Raw genomic sequence first — 24,616 nt, 5'->3', positions numbered from 1 at the left:
CCTTCGCGACGGGTGATGCGCCGGCAGCCCCGGCGCCGCTGCTTCCGATCCTCACCCCGCAGGGCATCGACTGGTAGCGGAATGAGAGCGTGACCTCGACCACCGCGGGGCGTCGGTGCATGGAAGACTCGGCTCGGGCCGGCCGTCACGAGCGGCCGACGGGCTGGCGCAGCCGCGAGGCGGCGAGAGTGGGATGGAGACGAAAGTGCCGGGAGTGCGCAACCTGACCCAGGTCGAGGCCACCGAGCGGGCCCGCCTGCTGGAGGTGACCGGATACGACATCACCCTGGACCTGTCGACCGCGGTGCAGGCCGAGGGTCGTACGTTCCGGTCGGTGACCGAGGTCCGGTTCCGATGCGCCGAGCCGGGCGCCGGCACCTTCATCGAGACCGCCGCCGAGTCGGTGCGGTCGGCGACGCTGAACGGCACGCCGGTCGACCTCTCCGGCTGGTCGGCCGAGAAGGGCCTGGCACTGTCCGGGCTGGCCGCCGAGAACACGCTGGTCGTGGACGCGGACTTCGCGTACTCCAACAGCGGGCAGGGGCTGCACCGCACGGTGGACCCGGTCGACGGCGAGACCTACCTCTACAGCCAGTTCGAGACGGCGGACGCGCAGCGGGTCTTCGCCTGCTTCGACCAGCCCGACCTGAAGAGCGTCTACACCTGGCACGCCACCGTCCCCGAGCACTGGCGGGTGGTGTCCAACATGCCGGTCGAGCGCGAGGAGCCGGCCGGCGAGGCGCTCAAGACCGTCCACTTCGCCGAGTCGGCGCGGATGAGCACCTACATCACCGCGCTCTGCGCCGGGCCGTACCACGAGGTGCGGGACAGCCACGACGGCATCGACCTGGGCGTCTTCTGCCGGGCCTCGATGGCGCCGCACCTGGACTCCGACGACCTGTTCCTGATCACCAAGCAGGGCTTCGACTTCTTCCACGAGCAGTTCGGGGTGCGCTACCCGCTGCCCAAGTACGACCAGCTCTGGGTGCCGGACTTCAACGCCGGCGCGATGGAGAACTTCGGCTGCGTCACGCACGCCGAGTCGCACTACCTGTTCCGCTCGCAGGTCACCGACTTCGAGTACGAGCAGCGGGCCAACACGATCCTGCACGAGCTGGCCCACATGTGGTTCGGTGACCTGGTCACCATGCGCTGGTGGAACGACCTGTGGCTCAACGAGTCGTTCGCCGAGTGGGCCAGCCACTGGTGCAACACCCACGCCACCCGGTTCAACGAGGCGTGGACGACGTTCCTGTCGATTCGCAAGAACTGGGGATACCGGCAGGACCAGCTCTCCTCCACCCACCCGGTCTACACGGAGATGCCGGACCTGGAGGCCGTCGAGGTCAACTTCGACGGCATCACGTACGCCAAGGGCGCCAGCGTGCTCAAGCAGCTCGTCGCGTACGTCGGCGAGGAGCCGTTCCTGGCCGGGCTGCGGGCGTACTTCGGCAAGCACGCGTGGGGCAACGCCACCTTCGACGACCTGCTCTCCGAGCTGGAGACGGCCTCCGGGCGCGAGCTGCGCAAGTTCGCCGCGCAGTGGCTGGAGACCGCGCAGGTCAACACGCTGCGCCCCGAGGTGACCATCGGCGACGACGGGACGTACCAGCGGGTGCTGGTCCGCCAGGAGGCGCCGGCGGGGCACCCGACGCTGCGCACCCACCGCATCGGCGTCGGGCTCTACGACCTCGCCGACGGCCGGCTGGTCCGCCGCGAGCGGATCGAGGTGGACGTCACCGGCGAGCAGACCGAGCTGTCGGCCCTGCACGGCACGCGCGCCGCCGACGTGCTGCTGCTCAACGACGACGACCTGACGTACACCAAGCTGCGGCTGGACGAGCGGTCGATGGCCACGGTGGTGCAGCACATCGCCGGGCTGGAGTCCTCGCTGGCCCGCGCCCTGTGCTGGACGGCCGCCTGGGACATGGTCCGCGACGCCGAACTCGCCGCCCGCGACTACGTGGCGCTGGCGCTGACCGGGCTCCCCGCCGAGACCGACATCAACCTGATCACCGCCACCCTCCGCCAGGCGAGCACCACGCTGACCGTCTACGCCGACCCGGCCTGGGCGCCGACCGGCTGGGCGGAGCTGGCCCGTACCGCGAAGACGGCGCTGGCCGCCGCCGAGCCGGGCAGCGGCTTCCAGCTCGCCTGGGCCCGCGCGTACACCTCGGCGGCCCGCTCCGGCGAGGACCTGGCGACCCTGCGCGGCTGGCTGGACGGCAGCGGCGTACCGGCCGGTCTGACCATCGACACCGAGCTGCGCTGGACGATCCTGCAGTCGCTGGTGGCCAACGGTGCGGCCGGTGCCGCGGAGGTCGAGGCCGAGCTGGCCACCGACCGGACGGCCAGCGGCGAGCGGGAGGCCGCGTACGCGCTCGCACTGGTCCCGACCGCCGAGAACAAGGCGGCGGTCTGGGCGGAGCTGACCGGTGCGCAGTCGTTGCCGAACTGGCGCAACCGGGCGCTGCTGCAGGGCTTCACCCACCCGACGCAGGTGGAGCTCACCGCGCCGTACCGGGAGAAGTACTTCGCCTCGGTGGCGCAGGTCTGGGCGCAGCGGGACAGCGAGCCGGCGCAGGAGTTCGTGCAGCTCGCCTACCCGGCGTACCTGGTCGAGGAGGAGACGGTGGCCGCCACCGACGCCTGGCTGGCGCAGGACGGGCACCCGGCGTCGCTGCGCCGGCTGGTCGCCGAGGGCCGCGACGGGGTGCTCCGCTCCCTGAAGGCCCGCGCGAAGGACGCCCAGAGCGCCTGACCGAGGAGTACCACGGCCCCGGGCCGTTAGGGTGACGAATGGAGGTGGACGTGATGGCACATCCGACCCACGGGTGGCGGCCTCCCGAGCGGGAGTGGCGGGAACAGGATCTGTTCGACCTTCCCGAGGACGGAAACCGTTACGAGCTCATCGACGGGAGCCTGCACGTGACTCCACCGGCCGGGCCCGACCACCACGAGCTGGCCGACGACATCCGGATGGCCCTGCGGCAGGCCGCGCCGCCGGGCTGGCGGGTGATCCGGGAGGTCGGGGTGCGGGTGCCGGACGGCAACCTGATTCCGGACATCACCGTGCTCAAGCCGGGCGCACCGCGCGACCGGATGTGGGCGGAGCCCGGCGACATCGCGCTCGTGGTGGAGGTGGAGTCGCCGAGCAGCCGGCGGCACGACCGCTTCACCAAGCCCGCGCTCTACGCCGAGGCGGGCATCCCCGCCTACTGGCGGGTCGAACGGGGCGACTTCGGGCCGGTGGCGTACCGCTACGAGCTGGTCAAGGACGACCACTACCAACTGCTCGGCACGGTGGGGCCGGACGACGCCGTCGAGGTGGCCGAGCCGTGGCCGATGCGGCTCGACCCGAGCGTCTGGCCGCGCTGACGCACGACGACGAAGCCCGGCCCGCCTGAGGCGGACCGGGCTTCGTCGTACCGCTGAGCTCAGGCCCGGCCGGCGTGGCTGGCGAGCTGGTCGAGGCCGTTGATGATGCCGCCGGCCAGGTCGCCGCCGCCGAAGGCGGCCACCATCGAGAGCGCGGCCAGGCGGGCGTACGTGTCGGGGATGCGCTTGCGCGCGTGCCGGCCGGTGACGACCTCCAGCTGGCGCTGGTTGGGCGACACCGCGATCAGGACGGAGCGGTCGGGCTCGGCGAGTTGGTGGTGCAGCCGCTCGGCGTGCTCGCGGACCGGCTCGTCGAGGCCGCCGACGTAGACCGAGAAGACCAGGCCGGTGCCCTGGTCGGCCAGGCGGAGCGCCTCGTCGATGCGCAGCAGCTGGCGGGTCGTGAACGGCCCGTCCAGCACCTCGGGCGGGGTCCCCGTCCCGGTCTGCTTCTCACCAACGGTCACTTGCGCCTCCGGTTCCACCGGCCGGCGCCTCGACGCCGGCCTGCTCCTGCTTGCGGCTGGTCAGGGCGGGCGCCTGCGCGCCCGCGGCCAGGGCGGTGCCGGCCGAGTCGGCCAGCTGCTCCGGGCGGCTCAGGAACCAGACCGGGGTGAAGTCGAAGCGACGGCCCGGCCGGTAGCGCTTGGATCCGCCGCCACCGCGGCGGTTGCTGGCGAACACCAGACCGACGATCACCAGCATCACCGCCGCCGGGATGCCGACGAAGATCAGCAACGTCTCAGTGACAGACAATCCCAACGCCCCCAGGCGGAAAGAGAGACCAGAGCATCCGGGTCGGGTGGAGGGTCATGGCGCCGACCGCCCGACTCCGCTGCCATTCACGTTAGCGGAGTCGACGCCCCGCCAGATTGCGGGGTGCCGATCCCACCCGTCACTGCAACCTTCCAGTTGCGCCGCGGTGGCGATCAGCCGGGCGTCGTCGCCGTAGCGACCGGTCAGCAGCACCCCGACGGGCAGATCCGTCGCGGTGCGCCCGAGCGGTAGCGAGACGGACGGGTCGCCCGTCACGTTGAACACGGCGCAGTACGGCGAGAACCGGCGCTGCCGGTCGAAATCGGCGGCCGGGTCCTGGTCGGCGGTGAACCAGCCGATCGGTGCCTGCGGCGCGGCCAGGGTGGGACAGAGCAGCAGGTCGCACTCGGCGGTGCGGCGGGCGCCGAGGCGTACCTGGGCCTGGATCTCGCCGAGGGTGGCCAGCAGCGCGCCGGCGCCGACGGCCGCGCCCCTAGCGCGCAGGAACCGGGTCAGCGGCAGCAGCTCGGGCTCCCGCTCCGGCGGCACCGGGGCCAGCGCCAGCACGTACCAGAGGGTCTCGAAGAGCGGCCACACCGCGGGCCCGAGCGGCGGGTCGACCTGGACCACCTCGTGGCCGGCCGCGGTGAGCAGCGCGGCGGCCCGGTCCACCGCGGCGACGCAGTCGGGGTGGACCGGCTCGTCGGCGAGCATCGGGGCGTCGAAGCGGCCGATCCGCAGCCGGCCCGGGGCGGCCCGGCGGGCCACGGCGAGGTAGCCGCCGTCGGGCCGGGGTGGCGGCAGGTACGGCTCGCCGGGCACCGGCACCGCCATCGCGTCGAGCAGCGCGGCGACGTCGGCGACCGTCCGCCCGAGCGGGCCGTTCGTGGGCAGGCCGAACGCGCCGGAGCCGAGCGGGCCGCCGGAGACCAGGCCGCGGCTGGGCTTGTAGCCGACCAGGCCGCAGAGGGCGGCGGGGATGCGCAGCGACCCACCGCCGTCGGAGCCCTGGGCGACCGGGACCAGCCCGGTGGCGACCGCGGCCGCCGCGCCGCCGCTGGAGCCCCCGGCGGTGTACGCCAGGTCCCAGGGGTTGCGGGCCGGCGGCGCGACCAGCCCCTCGGAGTAGAGCGAGCAGCCCAGCTCGGAGGTGGTGGTCTTGCCGAGGCTGACCAGCCCGGCGGCGGCCATCAGCCGGACTACGTCGGCGTCGATCGGCGGGACGAAGTCGGCGAAGGCCGCCGAGCCGAAGGTGGTGCGCACCCCGGCGGTGAGGGTCAGGTCCTTGATCGCGGTCGGTACGCCGTGCAGCGGGCCGCGCCGCTCGACCGGCACGGCGTCGGCGGCTCGGGCGGCGGCGAGGGCGCGCTCGGGCGTGACCGTGACGAACGCGCCGACGGTGTCACCCAGCCCGTCGATTCGTTCGAGATGGTGCGCGGCCAGCTCGACGCTGGAGAGTTCGCCGCGCGCGACGGCGGCGGCCTGCTCCAGCGCGGTCAGGTCGTGCAGCTCGGCCATGTCGCCATCCTGCCCGGTCAAGGGCCGGTTGGCCCGCCGACACGACCGGGGCGGCCGACCGGCTCATACCCCCCTGACATGACCCGACCGGGATTGCCCTTTGCCCGGAACCGCAGGGGAGAGTGACCACATCGATCCACGCCAATCGATGCCACCACCCTCGTCCATCCCGGAGGGAGCCACCACCGTGCAACCCGTTCCCGCCCCGCACACCCACCAGGTCCCGCCCCGGCCGGTGCACCACTGGTTCCGCCGCGCCGTCGGGTCGCTGCTCGCGCTGGCCCTCGCCGGCGCCGGCCTGACCGCCGCACCGGCCGCCCGGGCCGCCGCACCGGACATCCTCCCGGTCGCGCCGCTCGCCGCCAACCCTTACGAGCGCGGCCCCGCCCCCACCGTCGCCGCCATCGAAGCCAGCCGGGGCCCCTTCGCCATCGCCCAGACCACGATCACGGCCGGCAGCGTCACCGGCTTCCGCGGCGGCACGGTCTACTACCCGACCAGCACCGCCGAGGGGACGTTCGGCGCGGTCGCCATCTCCCCCGGCTACACCGCGACGCAGTCCAGCGTGGCCTGGCTCGGTCCGCGGCTGGCCTCGCAGGGCTTCGTCGTCGTCACCATCGACACCCTGTCCCGGTACGACCAGCCGGCCAGCCGCGGCACCCAACTGCTGGCGGCGCTGGACCACCTGACCACCGCCAGTTCGGTACGGACCCGGATCGACCGGAACCGGCTCGCCGTGATGGGCCACTCGATGGGCGGCGGCGGCAGCCTGTCGGCGGCCAACACCCGGCCCGCCTTGCAGGCGGCGATCCCGCTGACCGGCTGGCACACCGTCAAGAACTGGTCCTCGGTGCGGGTGCCGACGCTGGTCGTCGGCGCCGAGAACGACTCGATCGCCCCGGTCTCCTCGCACTCGGAGCCGTTCTACACCAGCCTGCCGGCCACCCTGGACAAGGCGTACCTGGAGCTGAACGCGGCGAGCCACTCCGCGCCGACGTCGGCGAACGTCACGATCGCGAAGTACAGCATCTCCTGGCTGAAGCGCTTCGTCGACGACGACACCCGCTACGAGCAGTTCCTCTGCCCGGCGCCTCGGGGCACGGCCATCCAGGAGTACCGGGACACCTGCCCGCACTCCTGACGGCGACGGCGAGCCGGACCCGTCGCCCGCTCCGGGCGGCGGGCCCGGCTTCGCGGTTGGAACACGGGCCGCAGTCCGGGTGGCGTCAGGGCAGCGTGCCGGCGGGGGCGACCCACTCGGACCGGGGGCCGCCGACCTCGGTCAGCAGGTCGAAGTCGCGGTCGTAGTGCAGCACCGTCGCCGAGTACTCGGCGGCCACGGCGGCGACGGTCACGTCGACCGGACTGGCGGCGCGGTGGTGGCCTCGTGCGGTCAGGGCCAACTGGAGGTCGCGGGCCCGCGTCGAGACCGCGGCGGTGACCGGCAGGTCCACCATGAGCTGGGCGCGACGGGCACGGATGGTCATGGCGTCGCGGAAGTCGCGAGCGCTACGCCCGTCCTCGAGATCGAGCGGGAGGCACGTCGCTCCGAGGCCCTCCTCGAGGATCGCGGTCAATCGCTTGTACACCACCGGCAGACGCATCCGCGCCCAGGCCGACGTGTCGATCAGATAGCGGCCGCCCGGAATCGTCACGCCGCGTCCTGCCGTCCGTCCGGCGTCTTGTCATCGTCCAGGATCCCGGTCCAGTCCCGGTCGACGGCCAGCAGCTCACGCACGGCCTCCAGCCGCTCACTGCGTTCCGCGACCAGTCGCAGCGCCGCGTGGATGGTGTCCTTTTTGCTCTTGGTGCCCAGCTCACGCCGCGCGCGTTCGAGCAGTTCATCGTCAAGATCGATGACAGTCTTCACGAGCTGAGTGTATGCCGGGGCGCCCGTCTTATATACCCGACCGGCCGAGGAAGCGCAGCGCGTTGCCGCCGAGGAGCTGGTCGCGCTGCTCCCCGGTGAGAAAGTCGGCCTCGTGGACCACCCGCCCGACCGGCCGCTCCCCCAGCGGGTACGGGTAGTCGCTGCCCAGCAGCACCCGCTCCGCGCCCATGGTGTCGACCAGCAGCCGCAGCGCGGCCGGGGCGAAGACCACCGAGTCGACGCTGAACCGGTCGGTGTAGGAGCTGGGCGGCGCGGTCGAGGCGCCGCGTACCAGGTCGCCGCGGCGGTGCCAAGCGTTGTCGGCGCGGCCCAGCCAGAACGGGAAGCTCCCGCCGCCGTGCGCGAAGCAGATCCGCAGCGTCTCCGGCACCCGGTCGAAGACCCCGCCCAGGATGAGCGCCAGCACCGACAGGTGCGTCTCGGCGGGCATGCCGGTGAGCCAGCGGGCCATCCACCGGTCCAGCCGGGGCCCGCCCGGCATGTCCCACGGGTGCACGAAGACCGGCGCGCCCACCTCGGCGCAGTGGGTCAGGAACTGCACGATGCCCGCGTCGTCGAGGTCCCGGTCGCCGACGTGGTTGCCGATCTCGACGCCGGCGTGCCCGGCCGCCAGGCAGCGGTCCAGCTCGGCGCAGGCCGCGTCCGGGTCCTGCAACGGCACCTGGCAGAACGGCACCAGCCGGTCCCCGCCGGCGGCGGTGACCTCCAGGGTGAGGTCGTTGAAGATCCGGGCGACCTTGACCGCCTGGTCGGCCGGGCGGTCGTAGGAGAAGAAGACCGGGGTCGGGGAGACCACCTGCACGTCCACGCCGTCGGCGGCCATGTCGGCCAGCCGGGTCGGCGCGTCCCAGCACTCGGCGCCGACCGGCCGGAACTCCCTCTCCCCCACCATGATCATGGCGGCGCGCTCGGAGTCCACCCGCAACCAGGGCCAGCCGGACCCGCCGCACGCCGCGGCGAGGTCCGGCCACCCCTTCGGTACGACGTGCGTGTGCACGTCGACGACCGGTGGACGCATCAGCCCTTGCCCGGGTGCAGCGTGCCGCACTTGTCGCAGGTACGCGCGGACTCGTCGGCGTAGAACGCCTGGAAGACCGGGGGCAGGTCGGCGGCGATGTCGCGCACCTGCAACTCCACCTCGTGCACCCGGTGCCCGCACTCCGGGCAGTACCACTGGAACTTCTCCAGCGTGCCCTCCTCGCGGACCCGCTCCACCACCACGCCGATCGAGCCGGCCTCGGGCCGCTGCGGCGAGTGCGGGGTGTTGCGCGGCAGCATCCACATCTGACCCTCGCGCACGTGCACCGTACGCGGCCCCTCGGGCGTCATCAGGTTGATGTGCATGTTGCCCTTGACCTGGTAGAAGAACTCCTCGTACGGGTCGACGTGGAAGTCGGTGCGCTGGTTGGGCCCGCCCACCACCATCACGATGAAGTCGTCCCCGCCCGGGAACATCTCCTTGTTGCCCACCGGCGGCTTCAGCAGGTGCTGGTTCTCCGCGATCCAGCCCGGGAAGCTGAACGGTTCGGCGATCTCACTCACGACTGACCTCCTTGGGGAAGCAGGGCGACGGCCTGGATCTCGATCAGCAGGTGCGGGTGCGGCAACTGGTGCACGGCGACCGTGGTCCGGGTCGGCCCGGTGGCGTCGAAGAACTCCGCCCACACCTCGTTGTAGCCACCGAAGTCGTTCATGTTGACCAGGTACGAGGTCACCTGGACGAGGTCGGACAACTCCGCGCCGACCGAGCGCAGCAGGTCACGGATGTTCTCGATGACCGCCCGGGTCTGCACCCGGATGTCGAGGTCCGTGGTGCCGAACTCGTCCACCGACACACCCGCGAAGGTGTTGTCCGGCCGCCGCGACGACGTACCCGAGACGAAGACGAACCCGCCCGCCACCTTGACGTGCGGGAACGCCCCCCGCGGGACGGCCTTCCCGGCGACGACCCGGGCGGTCACGAGGCGGCCCGCAGCGAGGCGGTGCCGAGCTTCTCGACCACCGCACGGACGTGGGCACCGGGGCGCAGCGGGACAGCCGCGGTGGCGGCGCCGGCGAGGAAGACCCAGCCGGAGTGCAGCCGCACCCCGTGCCGGCCGGCCAGCCGGATCCCCTCGTCCAGGGCCCGGCGCGGGTCACCGAGGATCGCCGCCGTCGAGCCGACCTGGGCCACCCGCCCGTCGATCTCCAGCAGCACGCCCAGGTTCTCCAGCCCGTCCGGCACCGGCGACCACGGCCCGACCACGAACGCCGCCGCCGAGGTGTTGTCGGCGACCACGTCGGGCAGGGAGAAGGTGAAGTTCGCGTAGCGGGAGTCGATCAGCTCGATCGCCGGGGCGACCGCGCGGACCGCGTCGGCGAAGGCGCCGACCGGTTCACCCGGGTCTGGGAGCCGGTCCAGCAGGAACGCGACCTCCGGCTCGACCCGCGGATGGATGAAGTCGGCCACGTCCACCGTGCCGCCGTCGGGGACCCGCATCCCGTCGGTGAGCCGGCCCCAGATCACCTCGTCCACCCCGACCTGGGCCATCTTCGCCTTGCTGGTCAGCCCCATCTTGAGCCCGACCAGCCGCTCGCCCCGGTCCAGCCGGCGCTGCAGCAGCGCGGTCTGCACCGCGTACGCGGCGTCGACGTCCAGCCCGGTCTCGGCGGCGAGCTGGCCGATCGCGGTGGCGCTGTCGGCCGCCGCGCCCAGCTTCTCCGCGATCCCCGCGATGTCCGGCCCGATCACTGCGCCTCCCTGGTTCGCGACTGCGGGGCTCGCACACCCGGCTCACTCCTCGCGCGCACCGGCCGTCCTCTCCTGCCCCTCGCGCCGACCGGCCAGGTCGAGCGCCACGTCCACGATCATGTCCTCCTGGCCGCCGACCATCCGCCGCCGGCCCAGCTCGACCAGGATCGAGCGGACGTCCACGCCGTACTTCGCCGAGGCGCGCTCGGCGTGCCGCAGGAAGCTGGAGTAGACCCCGGCGTACCCGAGGGAGAGCGTCTCCCGGTCGACCTGGACCGGGCGGTCCTGCAGCGGCCGGACGATGTCGTCGGCCGCGTCCATCAGCGCGAAGACGTCGCAGCCGTGCTTCCAGCCGTGCAGCTCGGCGACCGCGACGAAGACCTCCAGCGGGGCGTTGCCGGCCCCGGCGCCCATCCCGGCCAGCGACGCGTCCACCCGGACGGTACGGCCGTGCGGGGCGTCCGGGCCGGCCGGCCCGTCGCCGGCGATCCGGCCGTGCTCGACGGCGAGCACGCTGTTGGCCACCCCGAGCGACAGGTTGTGGTGGGCGTGGATGCCGATCTGCGTCTCCGGCCGGAGCACCTGCCGGTACGCGTCGACCCGCTGCGCCACGTCCGACATCAGCAGCCGGCCGCCGGAGTCGGTGACGTAGACGCAGTGCGCCCCGTACGACTCCATCAGCCTGGCCTGGGCGGCCAGCCCGGCCGGGTCGTTCATGTGCGACATCATCAGGAACCCGGAGACGTCCATGCCGTTCTCCCGGGCCCAGGAGATGTGCTGGGCGGAGATGTCCGCCTCGGTGCAGTGGGTGGCGATCCGCACGCTGGTCACCCCGAGCGCCTTCGCCGCCTTCAGGTCGGCGATGGTGCCGATCCCGGGCAGCAGCAGCGTGGTCAGCTTCGCGCTGGTCATCACCTCGGCGGCGGCGGAGATCCAGTCGGCGTCACTGGCCGCGCCGTGGCCGTAGTTGACGCTGGAGCCCGCCAGCCCGTCGCCGTGCGCCACCTCGATCGCGGCCACCCCGGCCGCGTCCAGCGCGGCGGCGATGGTGCGTACCTGGTCGACCGTGTAGCGGTGGGCGATGGCGTGCATGCCGTCGCGCAGCGTCACGTCCTGGATGTAGAGGTCGGTCACGCGGGCACCCCCTTGGCGCGCAGGGCCAGCAGTCGCTCCGCGGTGCGCAGCGCGGCCGAGGTCATGATGTCCAGGTTCCCGGCGTACGCCGGCAGGTAGTGCCCGGCCCCGGAGACCTCCAGGAAGACCGAGACCTGCCATCCGGCCAGGTGCCGGCCGAGCGACGGCACGTAGGTGTCGATCCGGTCGAACTGCACGTCCTGCTTCAGCCGGTAGCCGGGGACGTACTCCTGGACCGTGGCCACCATGTCCGCCACCGAGGCGGCGATCGCGCCCCGGTCGGCGTCGGCGTCCGGGCAGAGGCAGTAGACGGTGTCGCGCATCAGCAGCGGCGGATCGGCCGGGTTGAGCACGATGATGGCCTTGCCGCGCTCCGCGCCGCCGACCACCTCGATCGCCCGGGCGGTGGTCTCGGTGAACTCGTCGATGTTGGCCCGGGTGCCCGGGCCGGCCGACTTCGAGGCGATCGAGGCGACGATCTCCGCGTACGCGACCGGGGTGACCCGGCCGACGGCGGCGACGATCGGCACGGTGGCCTGGCCGCCGCAGGTGACCATGTTGACGTTGCTCTCGTGCAGGTGCTCGTCGAGGTTGACCGGCGGCACCACGTACGGGCCGATCGCCGCCGGGGTCAGGTCGACCACCGTCCGGCCGTGCGCCCGCAGCACCGCGTCGTTGTGCCGGTGCGCGGCGGCCGAGGTGGCGTCGAAGACCAGCTCCACGTCGGCGAACTCGGGCAGCGCCACCAGGCCGTCCACCCCCTCGGCGGTGGTGGCCACGCCGAGCCGCCGGGCCCGCGCCAGGCCGTCGGACTCCGGGTCGATGCCGGCCATCGCCACCATGCGCAGCCGGTCGCTCAGCCGGAGCACCTTGATCATCAGATCGGTCCCGATGTTGCCGGAGCCGATCACCGCCACCCCGACCGTCACGCCGCCTCCTCGGAGGATGAGAAACAGGTACGCACCGAGCCGAGCCCGGAGATCCGCGCCTCGTACGCCGCACCCGGGGTGACCGGCACCATCGGGCCGAGCGCCCCGGAGAGCACCACGTCACCGGCGCGCAGCGGGTCACCGGCGCGGGCCATCGTCCGCACCAGCCACTCCAGCGCGTGCAGCGGATTGCCGAGGCAGGCCGCGCCGGCGCCGACCGACACCGGCTCGCCGGCGTGCTCCAGCACCATTCCGCACAACCGCAGGTCCACGTCGGCCAGCCGGCGGGGCGTGGTGCCCAGCACGAAAAGCCCGCTGGAGGCGTTGTCGGCGACCGTGTCCACGATGGAGATGTTCCAGCCGGCGATCCGCGAGTCGACGATCTCGATGGCCGGGAGCACGTGGTCGACCGCCCGGATCAGGTCGACGGTGGTGACCCGCTCGTCGGTCAGGTCCGCGCCGAGCACGAAGGCGATCTCCGCCTCCACCCGGGGCTGGAGCAGCCGGTCGATCGGCACCTCGACGCCGTCGCCGACCGCCATGGCGTCGGTCAGCACCCCGAAGTCCGGCTGGAAGACGCCGAAGTTCTCCTGCACCGCCCGGGAGGTCAGCCCGATCTTGGCGCCCACCCGGCGCTCGCCCCGGCCCTGCCAGGCCCGCGCCTGGAGCTGCTGCACCCGGTACGCCGACTCGACGTCACCCTCGGGCAGCAGCCGCCCGCGCAGCGGCGGGCAGGGCTTGCCGCTGCTGCGGGCCTCGGCCAGCTCCCGGTTGGCCGCTTCGATGTCAGCTGTCACGCCGGCTCCTCGCTCGCTCACGACAGGTCCACGCACACGTTGGTCAACTCGGAGTAGAAATCGAGCGAGTGCACGCCGCCCTCCCGCCCGATCCCGGAGGCCTTCACGCCGCCGAACGGGGTGCGCAGGTCGCGCAGGAACCAGGTGTTCACCCAGACGATGCCGGCGTCCAGCCGGGCGCCGGCCCGGTGCGCCCGGCCCACGTCCCGGGTCCAGACCGTGGCCGCCAGGCCGTACTCGGTGCCGTTGGCCAGCGCGTACGCCTCGTCCTCGTCGTCGAAGGGGGCCACGTGCACGACCGGGCCGAAGATCTCCTCGGTGTTCGTCCGGGTGTGCGGGCCGAGCCCGGTCAGCACGGTCGGCTGCACGTACGCCCCGCCGTCGCGGGTGTCGCCGAAGCGCGGCGTACCGCCCCCGGTCAGCACCTCGGCGCCCTCGGTGCGGGCCAGCGCGTAGTGGCCGAGCACCTTGTCCCGGTGGGCGTGCGAGATGAGCGGCATGTTCGCCGTCGCCTCGTCGGCCGGCCACCCGTACGCCAGCTCACCGGCCCGCTCGGCCAGCCGGGCGGTGAACTCCTCGAAGACCGGGCGCTGCACGTAGATCCGCTCGGTGCAGAGGCAGACCTGCCCGCCGTTGGTGAAGCTGGAGCGCACCGAGCCGGCCACCGCCGCGTCCAGGTCGGCGTCGGCGAAGACCAGCCCGGCGTTCTTGCCGCCCAGCTCGAACGAGACGGCCTTCACCCCGTCCGCGGCGGCCCGCATGATCGCGCCGCCGGTGGCCGACTCGCCGGTGAAGGTGATCGCGTCGACCCCCGGGTGCCGGGTGAGGAACTCACCGGCCGAGTCCGGGCCGAAGCCGTGCACCAGGTTGAACACCCCGTCCGGCACACCGGCCGCGGCCATCACCTCGGCCAGCAGCGTCGCCGAGGCCGGGGTTTCCTCGCTGGGCTTGACCACCACGGCGTTGCCGCAGGCCAGGGCCGGGGCGACCTTCCAGGTGAGCAGCAGCAGCGGCAGGTTCCACGGCACGATCACGGCGACCACGCCGACCGGCTTGCGGACGGCGTAGTTCAGCGCCCGGCCGCCGGCCGGGGTGACCGTGGTGAACGACTCGGTCGGCGCGGTCGCCACGATCTCGGCGAAGGCCCGGAAGTTCGCCGCGCCGCGTGGGATGTCCAGGGTGCGGGCCTGCGAGATGGCCTTGCCGGTGTCGGCCACCTCGGCGGTGACCAGGTCGTCGAAGCGGCGTTCCAGCTCGTCGGCGACCCGGCGCAGCACCTCGGCGCGCTCCCGCTCCCCCATCCGGCCCCACGGCCCGCGCAGCGCCGCCCGGGCCGCGGCCACCGCGTCGTCCACCGTGGACTTCGATGCCTCGACCACCTCGAAGACCGGCTCACCGGTGACCGGGCTGCGCTTGGTGAAGCGCCGCCCGGCGTCGACGAACTCGCCGCCGACGAAGTGGCGCAGCAGCCCCGGCCCGTCCGGCGCGTGCCCGGCCATCAGCCGGGCGTCCCAGAGCGTCATCCGCGCCTCCCCAGGCCGATCGCCGCACCCACCACGCCGGCCAGCAGCGCCAGCCCACCCGCGGCCACCGCCCCCGCCACCGCGTACTGGCGCCGCACCCGGCGGCGCACCTCGGCGTACGGGGTGGTGGAGAAGGAGACCAGTTCGTACTGCGAAACGTACCGGCCGGGCAGCGCCCGCTCCAGCGCGTGCTCGATCCGCTTGCGGGTCTGGAAGACCGGCGAGGCGACCTTGTCCCGCATCTCCACGAAGTTGGCCAGCGCCATCCGGGCGATCGCCTCGGCGTTGTCCTGCCGGCGGCGCTGGTAGAGCGGCAGCGCCGCGGACCAGTCGTCGCCGCACTCGTCGAGGCAGCGGTCCAGCTCGACGACGTCCTCGAAGGCGCAGTTGGCGCCCTGGCCGTAGAACGGCACGATGGCGTGCGCCGCGTCGCCGAGCAGCGCCACCTTCCCGTCGACCTGCCAGGGCGCGCAGCGCACCGTGCCGAGCACCCCGACCGGGTTGTGCTGGTAGTCGTCGACCAGGTTGGGCGCGAGCGGGATCAGGTCCGGGTAGTGGGTGGCGAAGTGCCGCTCGATCGCGGCCGGGCTGCCCAGCGAGGCGAAGCTGGCGGTGCCGTGGGTGGGCCAGAAGAGCGTGCAGGTGAACGAGCGGTCCGGGTTGGGCAGCGCGATCATCATGGAGGTGCCGCGCGGCCAGATGTGCAGCGCCGACGGGTCGAGGGCGAACTCGCCGCCGAGCGGCGGGATGGTGAGTTCCTTGTAGCCGTAGTCGAGGAAGTCCAGGCTCTCGGTCACCGCGCCGTACCCGAGCAGCTGCCCGCGCACCGCGGAGCCGGCGCCGTCGGCGCCGAGGACGACCGAGGCGGTCGCCGTGACCTTGCCCTGCGGCGTCTCGAAGGTCATCTCGCCGCCGGCCGGGTCGAGGCCGACCAGCCGGTGGTCGAAGGCGATCCGCACCCCGGGCAGCGCGGCGGCGGCGGTGAGCAGGGCGTTGTTCAGCGCGCCCCGGCTGATCGAGTTGATCGCCCGGTCCCCGGAGCCGCTGTACGACTGGAACTGCGGCTCGCCGGCGACCGGGTGGATCATCCGGCCGCGCATCGGCAGGGCGTCGGCCATCACCTGCTCGTCCAGGCCGATGCGGCGCAGTGCGTCCAGGCCGCGCTCGGAGAGCGCCAGGTTGATCGACCGGCCGCGCTCGACCCGCCCGGCGCGCGGGTCCGGCCGCCGCTCGTAGAGGGCGACCGGATAGCCGCGCCGAGCCAGGAAGCAGGCCAGCAGGCAGCCGGCGAGGCCGGCGCCGACCACCGCCACCTCGTCACGTTCGACACTCATGAGGGCACCCCGGGCACGGTCGCGGCCAGCGCGTCGGCGACCCGCCAGCAGTCGTGGTACGTCGAGTAGAGCGGCACCGGGGCGAACCGGATCACGTCCGGCTCCCGGGCGTCGGCGATCACGCCGTGCTCGTGCCGCAGCCGCTTGGTCAGCTCGGCGGCGCTGCCGGCGCCGATGCGCACCGACAGCTGGCAGCCCCGCCGCGCCGGGTCGCGCGGGGTGACGACGGTCAGCGGCCGGCCGGGGGTCACCTCGTCGAGCAGCCCTTGCAGGTAGCCGGTGAGCCGGACGCTGCGCTCGCGCAGGGCGGGCATGCCGACGCGGTCGAAGAGTTCCAGCGAGGTGCGGACCGGGCCCATCGCGAAGATCGGCGGGTTGGAGATCTGCCAGGCCTCCACGGTGGCCGGCGGCCGGGAGACCGGGGTCATCTCGAACCGGGTGGCCGCCTCGGTGCTCCACCAGCCCTCGAAGCGGGGCAGCTGGGCATCGCCCAGGTGGCGCTCGTGGACGAAGACCCCGCCCAGCGCGCCGGGCCCGGAGTTGAGGTACTTGTAGGAGCACCAGGCCGCGAAGTCCACGTCCCAGTCGTGCAGCGCCAGCGGCACGTTGCCGGCGGCGTGCGCCAGGTCCCAGCCGACGACCGCGCCGGCCGCCCGGCCGGCGGCGGTGATCGCCGGGACATCCATCAGCTCGCCGGTGAGGTAGTTGACCCCGCCGAGCAGCACCAGCGCCACCCGGTCGCCCTCGGCGGCCAGGTAGTCGGTCACGTCCGAGGTGCGCAGGGTGTCCTCGCCGGGGCGCGGGGTCAGCCGGACCACGGTGTCGTCCGGGTCGAGGCCGTGGAAGCGGGCCTGGCTGCGCACCGCGTAGCTGTCCGAGGGGAAGGCGCTGTCCTCGATGACGATCCGGGTGCGCTTCCCGGCGGGCCGGTAGAAGCTCACCATCAGCAGGTGCAGGTTGACGGTGAGGGAGTTCATCACCACGACCTCGGCGGGCCGGGCGCCGACCAGTCGCGCGGCGGGCGCCGTCAACAGCTCGTGGTACGGCAGCCAGGGCCGTTGCGCCTCCAGGTGCCCCTCGACGCCGAGCGCGCGCCAGGCGTCCAGGTCGGCGAGGAGTTCGGCGCGGGTGGCCCGGGGTTGCAGCCCGAGGGAGTTGCCGGCCAGGTAGGCCGCCTCCGGGTAGCGGCCGCCGTCGGCGGGCGGCACGTGGAAGAGGTGACGGTGGCCGGGGTCGGCGGCGTCGCGGCGGTGCGCGTCCTGTTCCGAGGTCGACATGTCCCGCTCCCCGCTCACATCGCCGTCCGGGCCGACCACAGCTCCGGAAAGACCACCCGGGCCATGCTGCGCTGCAGCCACGCCAGTCCGGCGGAGCCGCCGCTGCCGACCTTCGCGCCCATGGTCCGCTGCACCGCCTTGACGTGGTTCCACCGCCAGTCGCCGAACTGCTCGGCCACCTCGGTCAGCGCCTCGCCGAGCAGGCGGAGGTGGTTCTGCGGCCCGCCGTCGTCGTAGATCTCCACCCAGGCCGCCTCGACCGACGGGTGCGGCCGGTGCTCGACGGCGACGTCCCGCTCGAGCAGGTCGGCGGGGAGGTCGTGGCCGTGCCGGGCGAGCAGGGCGAGCACGTCGTCCCAGAGGCTCGGCACGGCGAGGGCTTCGCGCAGCTCGTCGTAGACCTGCTCCTGGCGGCGGAACGGGCGGATCAGCGCCGGGTCGCGCAGGCCGAGCAGGAACTCCAGGTGCCGGTACATGGCCGACTGGAAGCCGGAGCCCTCGCCGAGCAGGTTGCGGAACCGGTTGAAGTCGGCCGGGGTCATCCAGCGCAGCCCGCGCCAGGCCGCGTTGAGCCCCTCCAGGTGCAGCGCGGCCCGGCGCAGCGGCGCCAACGCCTCCCACACCCGGTCGGCGCGCAGGTCCTGCTGGGCCTGGCGCAGCTCGTGACAGGTCAGCCCGAAGTACAGCTCCATGATCTGGCTGACCATGAGGAAGGACATCTCGCCGGGGTCGGTGCTGAGCGGCTGCTGCAGGGTGTGCAGGGTGCTGGCGTGCACGTACGCGTCGTACGGCACCCGGTCGGCGAACTCGAGCGTGGGCTCGCCGCCGTTGCGGGCCGCCCGCGCGGCGCGCTGCTGCGGGGTGACCGGGCGCACCGCGGTGGTCCCCGTGGGCGCCCGCAGATCCGTCTGATCCACCTTGTCGTCTCCTCCGTGAGCCGGGTGACGACATGATCCCCCGGTCACAACGGCGTACGGAATGCCGATTCCACGGCGATCCCCGGTGATCACCTTTGGCATGGAAGGCTCTTCTGCCGTTCGGCTTCAGGAAGGTAAGGTCCACGCGTGGACGAGATGGACTGGGCCCTGCTGCGTGAGCTGCAGGCCGACGCGCGGCTGTCGTTCAGCGAGCTGTCCCGGCGGGTGCACCTGTCCCCGCCGGCGGTGGCCGAGCGGGTCCGCCGGCTGGAGGAGTCCGGCGTGATCACCGGCTACCACGCCCACGTGGACCTGACCCGGGCCGGTCGCGGCGTCGTCGCGATGATCCGGATGTCCTGTTACGGCTCGCGCTGCATCCTGCACGACCCGGACGTGGCCGGCTGGCCGGAGATCCGGGAGATCCACCGGATCACCGGCGACGCGTGCAGCCTGCTCAAGGTCGCCGCCGGCTCGATCACCGAGTTCGAGGCGGTCATCGACCGGCTCGCCCCGTACGGCCAGCCGTCCAGCACGATGGTGCTCTCCACCCCGCTGGACTGGCACCCGGTCACGCCGCTGCCGACCCCACCGGCCGGGACGCCGGCGCCGGGCGCCCGCCGCCGCTGAACCGGCGCGGGGTTTGCCCCCCGGCGAGCGGGAATGCAGGCCCGGACACCCGTCGCAGGATTCCGGCGCACCTGGCCGGGAGGGGAGAATCATGCGGGGGCTCAACGCGTACCATCGCGCCTTTTCCGCCGTCCTGACGTTGTTCGTCCTGGTCGCGGCGTTCGTGCTGGCGACGGTCTCGCCGGCCCGGGCCGGGGAGAACACCTTCGTCGAGGTCACGCCGAACACCGCGCAGGCCGGCACCCGGGTCAACATCCGGGCCGGTTGCGACAACGCCAACAACCAGCAAGCCACCGTGCACTCCGACGCCTTCGGCCGGGTGGTGCTGCGGCCGGACAACGGCTTCCTCACCGGTGCGGTGACCATCCCGGGCAACAAGCAGCCCGGCGACTACTCGGTCGACCTGCGGTGCTCCAACGGCAACACCGCGGCGACCACCCTGACCGTGCTGAACATGGCCCAGCCCACCAAGGGCCCGGCGACCGGAGGCGGCGGGACGGCCGCCCGGGGAGCGGGTTCCCTGCTGCTGGTCGGCGGCCTCGCCGTGGTGGCGGTGGTGGCCGGGATCGGGATGTTCGGCGGGGGCCGTCGGCGGGCCGCCGGCTCCTGACCTCCACTCGCCATGACCCGCGAACGCCGACGTACGCCGCGGTCGGGTCGGGACCGGGTCCGCGCCGCGGCCCGGCTGGCGGCCCGGGCGGCCCGCCGCTCCGGCCGGCTCACGGCCCGGACGGCCCGCCGCTCCGCGCGGCTGACAGCCCGGGCGACCTGCCGCTTCCGCCGGGTGGCCGGCCAGGCCTTCACCGCCAGCGTGACCACCACCGACCCGGTCGCCCACGCCCGGCCGGTACGGCCGGCGCCCCGGGCGGCCCGGCCGGGCGGCTTCCGGAAGCGGGGGCCGGGCACCCCGGTGCTGGTGATCGCCGGCCTGATGGCGCTGATCGTCACGATGCTCGGCGTCGAACAGGTGACCGGCCTCAGCGTGCTGCCGGACCGGTTCATCGCCGGCCTGCGCCCGCCGCCGAAGAAGTTCCCGGTGCTGCCGGGCAGCCCGCCCACCCGGATCGCGATCTCCCGGATCGACCTGCGGGCGCCGGTGCACCACGTCGGGATCGCGCCGGACGGCAGCATCGGAGTGCCCGACGCCGACCGGGCCCAGGAGGCCGGCTGGTACGACCAGGGCCCCACCCCCGGCCAGTACGGCCCGGCGGTGATCGTCGGGCACGTCGACACCACCACCGGTCCGGCGGTCTTCCACCAGCTGCGGGAGCTGCGCGACGGCGACACCGTCGAGGTGACCCGCGAGGACCGCACGGTGGCGGTCTTCGAGGTGGACCAGGTGCAGCGTTACGACAAGGAGGAGCTGCCGGTGGACGAGATATACGGCGACTTCAGCCGCCCCAACCTGCGGCTGATCACCTGTGGCGGCCGCTGGGTCGGCGGCCGGACCGGCTACGCCGACAACGTGGTGGTGTACGCCTCGCTGGTGGAGGCGCGCATCCGGTGACGGCCCACGGCCGAACGGCTCAGGCGGCCTCGGGCTCGCGCAGGTCGAGCCAGTCCGCCCAGCGCGGGTCGGGCGCCCGGTGACCGAGCACCCGCCAGGCCGTGCCCTTGGGGGCGGCGGGCAGGGAGTGCAGCCGCCAACCCAGCTCGGCGGGGGTCTTGTCGCCCTTGGTGTGGTTGCACCGCGCACAGGCGGCGACCACGTTCTCCCAGGCGTGCCGGCCACCCCGGCTGCGCGGGAAGACGTGGTCGATGGTCTCGGCGGGGCCCCGGCAGTAGGCGCAGCGCCAGCCGTCCCTGGCGAAGATCGCCCGCCGGGACAGCCCCACGTGGGTGCGGTACGGCACCCGGACGAAGCGGGTCAGCCGGACCACCGAGGGCACCGGGAGCGCATCGCGCGCGCTGTGCAGGACGCCGTCGCCGTCGGCGACGCAGACCGCCTTGGCGGAGAGGACGAGGATGGCGGCGCGACGCACCGACACGACACACAGCGGCTCGTAGGTGGCGTTGAGAACCAGCGCGCCGGAGCCCACCGTGGGTCGTATGTCAGGCATCGTGCTCACCCTCCCGGTCCAGCTGCTCCCACCACTGGCCACGCCGGCCGGGCCCACACAGCGGGGAACCACGACCGACGCCGGCAGGATCACCGACGTCCGTTGCGCCAATCGTCCCTGATAAGACCCGCGATTGCACGTACTAATCCCTCAACTGGTATGAGGATCATCCGCATCCGGGCGGATCGCCGCCCTGGCCTGGGCAAACTCTTCCGTCGCCTGACAGCGGTTTACAGCCCTTGTCGGCCTCAGTTGTGCCGGATCTGTGCCCGATGATCTTCGCCCGGCCCTGCTTCCGGCATGATCTTGGAAGCCTCCTCTTGCACCCGGGTTGGTGATCTTCTGGCAGAGTGATCTCGGCTGGTCGGCGGACGGGCGACCGAATTCCGCCTGTGGGCGGTCGAACGCCAAGACACGAAGGGGGAATCGGTGGCAACGCTGCTTCTGAGCCGGCCGTTCGACGCTGGCGCTGTGCTTAGGCGGATTTGGGTGACCGTGGATGGGCGTCGAGTCGCCGGGCTGCGACCTGGTCAATCCGTCAGCCTCAACATCGAGGATGGCCCGCGTGTCGTTCAGGCGGCCTTGGACTGGACCCGCAGTGAGCCCCTGTCCGTGCAGTTGAGCGACGCAGAGGCGGTTGCGCTGGAAGTGTCGGTCCCTGTCCGCGCCTACTGGCGAACATGGGTTAGACCGAGAACGGCTCTGGACATCCGGCGGTCCCCGCTGCCCCCTCCCCGTTAGGCCTCCTAGCCATCCCGTCAGCCTTCGTCCGCACACCGTGGAGTGGGTGGGGCCTGCCCGGTCAAGGTGGAGCACCCCACTGTCTGAACGACCTTGACCGGGCAGGCCCCACCCGCTCGGCTTTGCCCGGACGGAGGTTGTCGGGGTGGCGCCACCATCCCAGAGCGCCCGAGCGCCCCGCCGGAGGCACTGCCTTTGTCTCGACCAACTTGAAGCCCCGGAACTGCCATCGATCATGGCGGTCCGGGGCTTCTTCGTATGTCGCGCCGCCGGCGGGCTATCACCGTCGCGCCTCGGGCCTCCGGCCCGGCCCAGGTTCGGCGGCGCGAGCGGCCTGCGAAGCGGGCCGCCTTGATCTCGTACAGAAAGTTCTCACACGACACCACTGCACACCACTGTCGTGTCCCGGCTGATGCTTTACACCGGCGTCCCACCAGATGCTTGACATGATCGGATTTCGGCGCCGGGCGGTGAGGGATGCAGTCTCCTCCGGAGGGGTTGCCAAGGCCGAGCGCCTGTCACTGCTTCTTCCATCGAGCGGCCAACTGGTCGTGCTGCGCGACGAGTTCGTCGCGGGTCGCTCCTCCGCCGTAGACCGAACTCCACAGCAGGCCGCGGAAGCGTAGGTAGTCGTGGTCCTCCGCAGTCGCCTTCTCGTCATCGTCAAGCGGCCAGCCTCTGCTCGCCATGTACTTCTCGCGCGCAGCCCTGATGTCGGCCATACGAATCACTCGTTGGTAGTCGTTGAACGCCGGGTCGTCCGGGTTGATGACGGGCAAAACCTCAGTGCCTGCTGTGAAACCAAGAGCCGCGAACAGAGCCAATACGGCATCCTCCATCACCGGCAGCTCGTCCTGCTCGCTGCCAATGATGGCTGTGATGGCCTCCGTCGAAGGCGTCCGGCCTGCTTCCATCGCCCAGGTACCCAACGCATGCACCGCGAGGTCCGGGTCGACCCGCCTGGGCCTATCCTCCACGTGCTGGTAGCCGCACGGCTCATCGTTGTTGGGCAGGTGCAGCGAGAAGCTAGGGCCCGCCGGAGTCCGGCCCTCCAGATGGGCGCAGGAGCTGTTGGACACGTATGCCGCAACAGCTGGCGCCGCCGTGGCCGCCATGAGGTCGTCCACCCCCGCGGACAGCCGCAACTGCTCGGTGGCGAAGGGCCTGACGCCCACTCGCTGCCAGCCCTGGCCCAGGTCGTAGAGCCCAACCTTGTTGCCCCATGGGTTTGGCGTGGCGAAGTGAGAGCCGAACGCCTCACGCACCCCCGGCTGCATCGGAAGCGTGGCGGTAGTCGGCCTTGCCAACAGGAGCGTCCCGAACCAACCCATGGGGCCGAACTCTACGGGGGTAACGAGATCTAGGCCGTCAAGCATGTCCTGGGACGGATTCGTCAAGCCTCAGGTGGGACTAGACAGACGAATGATAGGGCACTCCCGGCCCACATCGACTTGCGTTTCATTGCTGTCGCTGAAAGCATACATCGCGACACTTAGGGGGCAGGATGGCAAGCGAGGTGGACGAACGAGTATCAGGACGCTTCTGGTTTGCGGACAACCCAGATGTTGTCGTACCAGGGTTACTAGACCTCACCGGGAACCGACCGAGGGTAGAGCTACTAGGCGCCCTGTCCAGCTTCGTCCAGGAGCTTCCTAGCGAGTCTCCCGGCACTAGGGTCTACGGGCCAGCTGACCTCTCGGGCCCTCGGACTATCCATGGTGCCCTTATTGGAGGCACAACAGCCGTCACCATCTGCAATGCCTATCAGGTCAACCACACCGTCAAAGGTTTTACCCTCAACTTCGATGAGCCGAATTCCGGGTTGCAGCGGGAGGTTCTAGAGGGCGCTTATGCAGTGGTCGGCGCTCATTTGGACGGACTCGATGCGCGAGTCCAGCAGGCGCGCTTTCGGATTGCGAAGCAAGACCCATGGTGTTACCACGTCGGACTGTCTATGACGAAAGGGCCGAATGGTATACATCTTCACTACGATGAACCGGACCCCCTCTCGACTCCATTGACTGACACAACAGGCACGTTGTCGCTGGAGGCTTCAGCGACATTCTGTCATCCGCGAATAGCTGGCGCCTTCATCGAAACGAAGACCTGGGTGCGGGTTGCGATAGACGAGGGCATTACAGTTCGCGAGGCCTGGCGGCGCTATGCCGTCGCATCCAGCGTTCTGCTTAGCCTTCTTCACGAGAGGGACTGCCCGCCGGTGGCCTTCGAAGTCCGCTCGCCAGAGGACGGGATATGGTGCAAGGTAGTAATGCCTGGCTTGAAGCCCGATCCTCTGGATATCCGCTCGGGCAAGATTGACGAGCCGGGTCTTATTAACCGGCAAACGTTCGGCATGGAGCGGCTTGCTAAGTGGTTCGAGCTCATCGAAGCACTCCGACCCCTTCCGCACCTTGCAGCCGGAACGATTGAACAAGCCGGCCGAACCGTCCAGAATCAGCTCCTGGAGCTGGCCACGGCTGCCGAAGGGCTGCATAGGCGCCTGTATCCAGATGAACGCCAACTGACGCAAGAGCAGGTAGATCAGGCGCTTGAGGTGCTTTCGACCTGCTCAATCGAGGATGAGGCAAAGGGACTCCTTTCTGGGGCTCTACGCATCTATCTCTTCGCCCCAAGCTTTCCCAAGCGTCTCCAACGCCTTGCACGGGATGTGTCCCCCGTTGCTCCTGGCATGACCGGGCGAACGAACAGATGGCACCGCTTGATTAGCAATGCCAGAAATGGGTTCGCTCACGCACTCGACAGCGACGAATCAGAAGATACAATTTTCTCACACCTCACGCTCACCAAGTCCCTTAGGTGGCTTATGACTGCCCGCCTACTGATAGAGCTAGGCGTGCCACACGAGATTCTGAAGCCAGCCTTCGAGCGGCATGAGAGATACCAGCAGTTCCTCCGGAGTGCGAAGCGGGATTGCCCTCAAGTGTATGGGGAGGCTTAGTGGGTGTCGGTCGTTGCGACCAGTTGGCTACTAGCGATAGGGAC

At 71.7% G+C, this 24,616-nt stretch carries 25 protein-coding genes; 7 read left to right on the top strand and 18 right to left on the bottom strand.

The features are described 5' to 3' along the window. The first annotated feature begins 214 nt into the window (after nt 1-214). Together pepN and ACSNN7_RS02900 are read left to right on the top strand one after the other, a co-directional pair. Nucleotides 215-2,761 carry an aminopeptidase N gene (pepN, locus tag ACSNN7_RS02905; protein ID WP_436678958.1) on the top strand — a complete coding sequence of 849 codons (2,547 nt, stop codon included), beginning with the start codon at nt 215-217 and terminating at the stop codon, nt 2,759-2,761. Nucleotides 2,762-2,814: 53 nt separating this feature from the next. After that, on the top strand, nt 2,815-3,378 hold the full coding sequence (locus tag ACSNN7_RS02900; protein ID WP_436678932.1) for a Uma2 family endonuclease: 564 nt from the start codon (nt 2,815-2,817) through the stop codon (nt 3,376-3,378). A gap of 59 nt (nt 3,379-3,437) precedes the next feature. On the opposite strand, the gene ACSNN7_RS02895 is transcribed toward ACSNN7_RS02900, so the two are convergent. The 3 genes from ACSNN7_RS02895 to ACSNN7_RS02885 are packed head-to-tail and all read right to left on the bottom strand — an operon-like array spanning nt 3,438 to nt 5,652. After that, complete coding sequence (locus ACSNN7_RS02895; RefSeq protein ID WP_436678931.1) at nt 3,438-3,845, bottom strand: DUF5130 family protein; 408 nt, start codon at nt 3,843-3,845, stop codon at nt 3,438-3,440. After that, nucleotides 3,832-4,134: an aa3-type cytochrome oxidase subunit CtaJ gene (ctaJ, locus tag ACSNN7_RS02890; RefSeq protein ID WP_436678930.1), complete on the bottom strand. Its 303-nt coding sequence runs from the start codon at nt 4,132-4,134 to the stop codon at nt 3,832-3,834. Before ctaJ ends, ACSNN7_RS02895 begins: the two co-directional genes overlap by 14 nt. Before the next feature lie 54 nt (nt 4,135-4,188). After that, nucleotides 4,189-5,652 carry an amidase gene (locus ACSNN7_RS02885; protein WP_436678929.1) on the bottom strand — a complete coding sequence of 488 codons (1,464 nt, stop codon included), beginning with the start codon at nt 5,650-5,652 and terminating at the stop codon, nt 4,189-4,191. 235 nt (nt 5,653-5,887) lie between these two features. On the opposite strand from ACSNN7_RS02885, the gene ACSNN7_RS02880 reads away from it, so the two are divergent. Then, nucleotides 5,888-6,793: a poly(ethylene terephthalate) hydrolase family protein gene (locus tag ACSNN7_RS02880; protein ID WP_436678957.1), complete on the top strand. Its 906-nt coding sequence runs from the start codon at nt 5,888-5,890 to the stop codon at nt 6,791-6,793. A gap of 85 nt (nt 6,794-6,878) precedes the next feature. Here the strand turns inward: ACSNN7_RS02880 and ACSNN7_RS02875 are convergent, their stop codons facing one another. Genes ACSNN7_RS02875 through ACSNN7_RS02815 form a run of 13 tightly spaced genes read right to left on the bottom strand, consistent with a single transcriptional unit; the run spans nt 6,879 to nt 18,185 of the window. Continuing rightward, complete coding sequence (locus ACSNN7_RS02875; RefSeq protein ID WP_436678928.1) at nt 6,879-7,307, bottom strand: VapC toxin family PIN domain ribonuclease; 429 nt, start codon at nt 7,305-7,307, stop codon at nt 6,879-6,881. Then, nucleotides 7,304-7,522, bottom strand: coding sequence for a type II toxin-antitoxin system VapB family antitoxin (locus tag ACSNN7_RS02870; protein WP_436678927.1), 219 nt, complete (start codon nt 7,520-7,522; stop codon nt 7,304-7,306). Before ACSNN7_RS02870 ends, ACSNN7_RS02875 begins: the two co-directional genes overlap by 4 nt. A 28-nt stretch (nt 7,523-7,550) precedes the next feature. Then, nucleotides 7,551-8,561 carry an amidohydrolase family protein gene (locus ACSNN7_RS02865; protein ID WP_436678926.1) on the bottom strand — a complete coding sequence of 337 codons (1,011 nt, stop codon included), beginning with the start codon at nt 8,559-8,561 and terminating at the stop codon, nt 7,551-7,553. Further along, nucleotides 8,561-9,085, bottom strand: coding sequence for a 3-hydroxyanthranilate 3,4-dioxygenase (locus ACSNN7_RS02860; protein WP_436678925.1), 525 nt, complete (start codon nt 9,083-9,085; stop codon nt 8,561-8,563). Before ACSNN7_RS02860 ends, ACSNN7_RS02865 begins: the two co-directional genes overlap by 1 nt. Continuing rightward, nucleotides 9,082-9,504: a RidA family protein gene (locus ACSNN7_RS02855; protein WP_436678924.1), complete on the bottom strand. Its 423-nt coding sequence runs from the start codon at nt 9,502-9,504 to the stop codon at nt 9,082-9,084. Before ACSNN7_RS02855 ends, ACSNN7_RS02860 begins: the two co-directional genes overlap by 4 nt. Then, entirely contained in the window at nt 9,501-10,274 is a 774-nt protein-coding gene (locus ACSNN7_RS02850) for a 2-keto-4-pentenoate hydratase (RefSeq protein ID WP_436678923.1), read from the bottom strand. The genes ACSNN7_RS02855 and ACSNN7_RS02850 overlap by 4 nt, the downstream gene beginning before the upstream one ends. A 42-nt stretch (nt 10,275-10,316) precedes the next feature. Then, nucleotides 10,317-11,408, bottom strand: coding sequence for a 4-hydroxy-2-oxovalerate aldolase (dmpG, locus tag ACSNN7_RS02845; protein ID WP_436678922.1), 1,092 nt, complete (start codon nt 11,406-11,408; stop codon nt 10,317-10,319). Beyond that, entirely contained in the window at nt 11,405-12,337 is a 933-nt protein-coding gene (locus ACSNN7_RS02840; RefSeq protein ID WP_436678921.1) for an acetaldehyde dehydrogenase (acetylating), read from the bottom strand. The genes dmpG and ACSNN7_RS02840 overlap by 4 nt, the downstream gene beginning before the upstream one ends. Further along, nucleotides 12,334-13,134: a 2-keto-4-pentenoate hydratase gene (locus ACSNN7_RS02835; RefSeq protein ID WP_436678920.1), complete on the bottom strand. Its 801-nt coding sequence runs from the start codon at nt 13,132-13,134 to the stop codon at nt 12,334-12,336. Before ACSNN7_RS02835 ends, ACSNN7_RS02840 begins: the two co-directional genes overlap by 4 nt. A gap of 17 nt (nt 13,135-13,151) precedes the next feature. Further along, complete coding sequence (locus ACSNN7_RS02830; RefSeq protein WP_436678956.1) at nt 13,152-14,633, bottom strand: 2-hydroxymuconic semialdehyde dehydrogenase; 1,482 nt, start codon at nt 14,631-14,633, stop codon at nt 13,152-13,154. A 20-nt stretch (nt 14,634-14,653) separates the two neighbouring features. Then, on the bottom strand, nt 14,654-15,991 hold the full coding sequence (locus ACSNN7_RS02825; protein ID WP_436678919.1) for an FAD-dependent oxidoreductase: 1,338 nt from the start codon (nt 15,989-15,991) through the stop codon (nt 14,654-14,656). Next, complete coding sequence (gene kynU, locus ACSNN7_RS02820) at nt 15,988-17,268, bottom strand: kynureninase (RefSeq protein WP_436678918.1); 1,281 nt, start codon at nt 17,266-17,268, stop codon at nt 15,988-15,990. The genes ACSNN7_RS02825 and kynU overlap by 4 nt, the downstream gene beginning before the upstream one ends. 14 nt (nt 17,269-17,282) lie before the next feature. Next, nucleotides 17,283-18,185, bottom strand: a complete 903-nt coding sequence (locus ACSNN7_RS02815) for a tryptophan 2,3-dioxygenase (protein ID WP_436678917.1) — start codon at nt 18,183-18,185, stop codon at nt 17,283-17,285. A 147-nt stretch (nt 18,186-18,332) separates the two neighbouring features. Here ACSNN7_RS02815 and ACSNN7_RS02810 point away from each other — a divergent pair, with 147 nt between their 5' ends. From ACSNN7_RS02810 to ACSNN7_RS02800, 3 genes are all read left to right on the top strand, one after another. Beyond that, a complete protein-coding gene (locus ACSNN7_RS02810; protein WP_436678916.1) occupies nt 18,333-18,812 on the top strand; it encodes an Lrp/AsnC family transcriptional regulator in 480 nt (159 codons plus the stop codon). Between the two features lie 91 nt (nt 18,813-18,903). Next, on the top strand, nt 18,904-19,422 hold the full coding sequence (locus tag ACSNN7_RS02805; RefSeq protein WP_436678915.1) for a hypothetical protein: 519 nt from the start codon (nt 18,904-18,906) through the stop codon (nt 19,420-19,422). 12 nt (nt 19,423-19,434) lie between these two features. Further along, entirely contained in the window at nt 19,435-20,319 is an 885-nt protein-coding gene (locus tag ACSNN7_RS02800) for a class F sortase (protein ID WP_436678914.1), read from the top strand. A 19-nt stretch (nt 20,320-20,338) separates the two neighbouring features. Here the strand turns inward: ACSNN7_RS02800 and ACSNN7_RS02795 are convergent, their stop codons facing one another. Together ACSNN7_RS02795 and ACSNN7_RS02790 are read right to left on the bottom strand one after the other, a co-directional pair. Next, on the bottom strand, nt 20,339-20,872 hold the full coding sequence (locus ACSNN7_RS02795) for an HNH endonuclease (protein ID WP_154942404.1): 534 nt from the start codon (nt 20,870-20,872) through the stop codon (nt 20,339-20,341). A gap of 1,259 nt (nt 20,873-22,131) precedes the next feature. Then, the gene (locus tag ACSNN7_RS02790) at nt 22,132-22,878 is read right to left on the bottom strand and encodes a hypothetical protein (protein WP_436678913.1); all 747 of its coding nucleotides are present in this window, start codon (nt 22,876-22,878) and stop codon (nt 22,132-22,134) included. 239 nt (nt 22,879-23,117) lie between these two features. On the opposite strand from ACSNN7_RS02790, the gene ACSNN7_RS02785 reads away from it, so the two are divergent. After that, nucleotides 23,118-24,572, top strand: coding sequence for a HEPN domain-containing protein (locus ACSNN7_RS02785; RefSeq protein ID WP_436678912.1), 1,455 nt, complete (start codon nt 23,118-23,120; stop codon nt 24,570-24,572). The last annotated feature ends 44 nt before the right edge of the window (nt 24,573-24,616 follow it).

Origin of the sequence: Micromonospora sp. URMC 105 (assembly GCF_051386295.1) — a bacterium.
Taxonomy (GTDB): Bacteria; Actinomycetota; Actinomycetes; order Mycobacteriales; family Micromonosporaceae; genus Micromonospora.
This window is presented reverse-complemented; position numbering and strand designations above follow the sequence as displayed.

Bases quoted from the DNA above. Each gene is read 5' to 3' on its own strand.
- kynU (WP_436678918.1), bottom strand. From the start codon at position 17,268: ATGTCGACCTCGGAACAGGACGCGCACCGCCGCGACGCCGCCGACCCC.
- ACSNN7_RS02805 (WP_436678915.1), top strand. From the start codon at position 18,904: ATGCGGGGGCTCAACGCGTACCATCGCGCCTTTTCCGCCGTCCTGACG.
- ACSNN7_RS02830 (WP_436678956.1), bottom strand. From the start codon at position 14,633: ATGGCCGGGCACGCGCCGGACGGGCCGGGGCTGCTGCGCCACTTCGTC.
- ACSNN7_RS02825 (WP_436678919.1), bottom strand. From the start codon at position 15,991: ATGAGTGTCGAACGTGACGAGGTGGCGGTGGTCGGCGCCGGCCTCGCC.
- ACSNN7_RS02900 (WP_436678932.1), top strand. From the start codon at position 2,815: ATGGCACATCCGACCCACGGGTGGCGGCCTCCCGAGCGGGAGTGGCGG.
- ACSNN7_RS02800 (WP_436678914.1), top strand. From the start codon at position 19,435: ATGACCCGCGAACGCCGACGTACGCCGCGGTCGGGTCGGGACCGGGTC.
- ACSNN7_RS02865 (WP_436678926.1), bottom strand. From the start codon at position 8,561: ATGCGTCCACCGGTCGTCGACGTGCACACGCACGTCGTACCGAAGGGG.
- ACSNN7_RS02785 (WP_436678912.1), top strand. From the start codon at position 23,118: ATGGCAAGCGAGGTGGACGAACGAGTATCAGGACGCTTCTGGTTTGCG.
- ACSNN7_RS02885 (WP_436678929.1), bottom strand. From the start codon at position 5,652: ATGGCCGAGCTGCACGACCTGACCGCGCTGGAGCAGGCCGCCGCCGTC.
- ACSNN7_RS02795 (WP_154942404.1), bottom strand. From the start codon at position 20,872: ATGCCTGACATACGACCCACGGTGGGCTCCGGCGCGCTGGTTCTCAAC.